We start from the raw sequence: 4,913 nt of genomic DNA, 5'->3' as shown, positions 1-4,913 counted from the left end.
GCACACGGCGACGACGAAGCTCATCCGATCGATGAAGACTTCCTCACCGCCCTCGAATACGGCATGCCTCCTACAGGCGGCCTCGGCATCGGCCTTGATCGTCTCTTCATGCTCATGACCGACTCCTCCAGCATCCGCGACATCATCCTCTTCCCGGCTATGAAACCGGAAACCGCACAGGAAAAAGCAAACGCGAAAGCTGCTGAAGAAGCTGCCATGGCAGAAACAGGCAACGATGGATTCTTCAAGCCGAACAGCGAAATCGACTTCTCCAAAGCCAAAGTAGAACCACTCTTCACAGACTATGTAGACTTCGATACATTCAGCAAATCTGACTTCAGAGCAGTCAAAGTCAAGAGCTGCGAAGCCGTCAAGAAATCCAAGAAACTCCTGAAATTCGTTCTCGACGACGGCACAGGCACCGACCGCATCATCCTCTCCGGCATCCATGCATTCTATGAACCGGAAGAACTCGTTGGCAAGACCCTCATCGCGATTGTCAACCTGCCACCGAGAGCTATGATGGGCATCGACTCCTGCGGCATGCTCCTCTCTGCCATCCATGAAGAAGAAGGCGAAGAAAAACTCCACCTCCTCATGGTCGACAACCACATCCCGGCAGGCGCAAAACTCTACTAATCAACAATGAAAAAGCGTTCTTTCCAGAAATAGAAGGACGCTTTTTTTCATTGGGAAATTGGGGAAAAGCGAGGGCGGCGAGATTTAGCTGTCCCCGTTAGGGGAAGGAGTATGTAGGGATGGGGTTACATAAGGTTCCAAACAAATAAGAGTTGAATTCTTTCTTTTATTCCTTGCGAGGCTGCCTCCTTCGGGGGAAGTGGCCATTATACCAATGATTACATATGAAATCACAGAAATGTTTGTGTTATTTCCATAATGGCCGAAAGGGGTGCAGTTTTAAGTAAAGCCATTCCTCTCACGCCGAAAGGGGTTAATTACCATCAGCCGCAGGCTGGTTGTACGGTTTTATCCATCAATACTTCTTTTGTGAGTTTTTACAGTCTCCACTTTCTATTTCCTCATTCCTCCGTCCACAAACCTACACACTGCAAGATACGGTGCGTTTTTGCTCCTATGCTTATACGGAAGAACCTGCTTTTTGTGCAGATTTATTTAAAAATTTAAATAAATCGTCATAATAATGACGTGCATGTATATTTTTGATAAAATAAGCGTATAAGGTCATGCCTCTTCGGATTTTCGGGGGAAAATCTTGGAAGAGAATTTTTAAATCTGGAGGGAATGATCTATGAAAGTGAATATTACGGGGTATAACGAATTCCAAGGCAGGAGGATCATGCCTCCGCCCTGGATGGTCTGCCCATATATCCGACGCTCATCCGTCGGCTGGAGGACAGGCTTCGGCGGAGCTTATGCAGAAAAGTTCCAGACATGGCTCAAAATGATGACGCCAAAGGAAAAGAAAGTCTATCGGGAAATGTTCCCGGAACGCATCACCTGGAAAGGCTGGTGGGACGGAGAAGATAAAACCGAACTTCTGCGTTACAAGAATTACTCGACCTGCGCATGGCGCGAAGGCGGCAAGCCCAAGTACACCAGGGCGCAGCTCATCAAAGAATGGGAAGAAGGAAACGGGCGGCCTTTCTGTTACTTCTGGGACCATGATGAAAAAGACGGCACGCTGACGCAGTCCTGCCTCAGCCAGTGGTATCCGTCCAAATTTTCCGTCGGCATCTATCAATATAACTGCATGGAGCAGTACATGATGGCCGAAAAAGCAGACCTTTTCAGCGATGAAAAAGTCAGGGAAAAGATATTTGAAAGCGACGACCCGGCTGTCATTCAGGCCCTCGGCCGCACTGTCATTTACCTGAAACAGGACGTCTGGGACGAATTCAAGCACTCGATTGTCGTCAACGGCAACTGGCGCAAATTCACACAGAACAAGAAACTGCGTGATTTTCTCCTTTCCACAGGAGAGAACATCATCGTGGAAGCAAGCCCGTATGACACCATCTGGGGCATCGGCGCATCCGCCTACGACGAAGAAGCAAGAGATCCGCGCGACTGGAAAGGCGAGAACATGCTCGGCTTTGCACTGATGGAAGTCAGGGATGAACTCCGCCGCGTCTACCGCTGCGAAAGCTCCTGCGACTGGACCTATGCCAAAAAGAAATCTCCGGGAAAGAACAGCTAATTTCATATGAACTTTAAAAGCCGGGCAAACTGAATACGCTGCCCGGCTTTTCTTATCCAATGGTAAAGAATGCCTCTGCTGCCAGAGCGATAGAATCATCATGAACAAAAACGATGGAAATCAATGACGAGGGGGCTTTCATCTGATAGAATGAATATATACAGGATAACAATCCTGGGAACAAGGAGGACTCAGTCATGCGCTGTGGCAAATATAGAGAAGGCGTGATCCTGAATGAATCCAGAATGAAAATGGCTGTTTTCATGGAGGACAGAAAAATCCAGCTTACAGAATGGGAAGGCCCCGACGGCTGTATTTCCACAAAGCGTGTCGCTGTGGAAAAGATGCAGGTAGGCTTCTGCTATCGCACGAAACCCGCCGGAGAATGGGACAGCGGCTGGCGCTTCATGGCAGGCGATGAAAGCCATGAGTACATGGACAAACCGGAAAACTCTGGCATCTACAAACTCATCACCATCGTTTCCATCGATCCCGACGTCCTCCCGCTCCTGAAAGCCCCCTGCGGCTCTGCCTTCGAGCGTGACGAAAAAGGCATATTTCATCAAGTTGACGACTGGCATTTGGAATAAAGAGGAAGATCATGAAGAAAAATAATGAAGAACAGGATAGGGACCTGGAAGCCGCTGTAAATCTTATCAAACATATTAGAAACTTCTATGAGGCGATTCCTCCGGTGATGCAGCAGATGTGTACGGAGGCAATTCTTGATGCTGCCGGCGAGATGCAGAAAAATGGAGATTTGAAACCTGCCATGGCCGAACTGGAATATCTTCCGCCAAGCCTTCATACCGGAGAGATAGATCTGCTTTTGGCAAAAATTTACAGGCAAATTGGAAGCTTTGATAATCCCGATCATCCGAAATTCCGCAAAAGGGCCATCACAATCATGCAGCGCCACGCGGATGAAATGAAAAAGGATTATGATTGGAATCTTTTCATGGGGCACCTCTACGCCCTTACCTTCCAGGATGAGAAAGCACTTCCCTATCTGAATCAGGCACTGAAGCTTTACCCGAAAGGCGGAGATACTATATCTAAGAGTGATATCCGTGAAATGATCAAAGGTTCGAAATTGAATATAAAGCTGCTCAAAATGGGAGAAGACATCGGAGATATCGGCGAATACGATTTCGAGGATGATCCTGAGGAAAAGCCATTCACCGACCTCGGCAGTCTGACATATGAAGAAATACGGAAAACATATGAAGGAATATCAGCAGGATTATCTGCGATGCCTGATCCCTATAGCTCTGACGACTCTGGCAGTCTCGATGATGATGACGAAGATTACGATGATGATGACGATTTAATTGATATCAATGACTCCTTCGTTAAGCGCGCAGAGGATTTCTGGAAAGTATTCAAGAAAAATGAAAATGCAATTATTGACGCAATAGAAAAAGGGCCGGTCGGAACCGGTGAATTCCCGGGGTTAAAAGCCATGGAAAACGTCAGGGATGCATCATGGGAACTGGGTTTCCTCCCCAGAATCAACGTCGGTAAAAGCGTAAATGGGAAAGGCAAGAAGTATGATCTCTACCTGCGCTTATTCGGCAGACCTTACATTCTCTACGCAATGAAATGCATCAAAGACCATGCACCAAAATCGGTCACAAAGAAATGGAATATCCATGTCGGCAGGAAAATAGAAAAAGACGGAGCCATTGATGACGGGACAGTTCATGTACCGTGGAATGAAATCAATATTTCTGTAGAAGAGATGCAGCTTCCTGACAATAATACCTACTACGACATCACAATTGATAATAAATTGGAAAACGTGGTCAAAAATGACGCACCGGATCTGGCTGTAGATGCCCTTATGAGAGCCATAGGAGATTATGCCTTTGAGGAAAATATCAACAGCTTTTCATTTCAGAAACTTCCCGAAAAAGGAATCCGCATGACTCTGGCAGATCTTCCGGACTTTCTCCGAAAAGAAGGAAAAGAAATTGATGTCGACCCGGAAGAGGAACTGATGGAAGCGCGCCCCTATACACGAGAACCAGACATCAATGATGAAGACGGATGGAGAGGCGACATCTTTGCAGGCACAGCACGCTGCAAAGAATTGGTCACATCCTACGAATTTGGTGAAGACGGCAACCTGGACGACTTGTTGGACCTCCCTGTAGCACCAGTTTTCCTCTGCATACCCACAAAAGACATACAAGAAGACCTCGTACCCGATACACTCTTCAACGTCAGAGAAACCATTGAGGACCTCATAGGTAAGAACGGCACAGTCATGGGCGTGGCCACAGGCCTTCACCACATCTACATCGACCTCATCCTCTGGGATATCAGAAAAGCACTTGAGGCTATCATCCCCGCCCTTCAGAACAGCGACCTTCCGGAAGTAATCCTGAACCCCTTCTCTCAAAACGTGGACGGATTCTATATCAAAGAACCCAGAAAAGCTGAACCAGCCAAAATCATTCCATTCAGAAAAGGCAAAAAATAAATAAGAATCACAAAGAGCTGTGACGAAATGATCCTGCATTTTGTCACGGCTTTTTTGCTGCAGGAAATTAACGCCAGTCAGGAAAAGTCCCAGCGGAAGTCAAACACGCCTTCCCAGACGGGGAAGGTGCCCGAAGGGTGGATAGGGTTGATTACTGACGGACGAAGTCCGGTTATACGGTTCTTAATGATTCATTTCCGTCGAGCAGCGTTAGGTTTGGCTCTTCACGGAAATTTGGGGGATGAATAA

Annotated in this window: 4 protein-coding genes; all 4 read left to right on the top strand. The window is 47.2% G+C overall.

Translation table 11 applies throughout. The features are described from left to right. On the top strand, window positions 1–639 hold a 639-nt coding region (locus M3200_RS07375), incomplete at its 5' end, for an amino acid--tRNA ligase-related protein (protein ID WP_288178217.1). Between the two features lie 631 nt (window positions 640–1,270). Continuing rightward, window positions 1,271–2,179 (top strand): riboflavin biosynthesis intermediates N-glycosidase, encoded by a 909-nt coding sequence (ybiA, locus tag M3200_RS07370; RefSeq protein WP_022382892.1) that lies wholly within the window; start codon window positions 1,271–1,273, stop codon window positions 2,177–2,179. 197 nt (window positions 2,180–2,376) lie between these two features. Further along, entirely contained in the window at window positions 2,377–2,769 is a 393-nt protein-coding gene (locus M3200_RS07365) for a DUF2185 domain-containing protein (protein ID WP_022382891.1), read from the top strand. Window positions 2,770–2,780: 11 nt separating this feature from the next. Next, a complete protein-coding gene (locus tag M3200_RS07360; RefSeq protein ID WP_022382890.1) occupies window positions 2,781–4,664 on the top strand; it encodes a hypothetical protein in 1,884 nt (627 codons plus the stop codon). Window positions 4,665–4,913 lie beyond the last annotated feature (249 nt).

Origin of the sequence: Dialister sp. CAG:357, assembly GCF_000435155.1 — a bacterium.
GTDB classification, from domain to species: Bacteria; Bacillota; Negativicutes; order Veillonellales; family Dialisteraceae; genus Dialister; species Dialister hominis.
The sequence above is the reverse complement of the archived record's forward strand: the minus strand, read 5'-3'. Positions and strand labels throughout refer to the sequence as shown.

Excerpts from the sequence above, each read along its gene's own strand:
- ybiA (WP_022382892.1), top strand. The coding sequence starts at position 1,271 with ATGAAAGTGAATATTACGGGGTATAACGAATTCCAAGGCAGGAGGATC.
- M3200_RS07365 (WP_022382891.1), top strand. The coding sequence starts at position 2,377 with ATGCGCTGTGGCAAATATAGAGAAGGCGTGATCCTGAATGAATCCAGA.
- M3200_RS07360 (WP_022382890.1), top strand. The coding sequence starts at position 2,781 with ATGAAGAAAAATAATGAAGAACAGGATAGGGACCTGGAAGCCGCTGTA.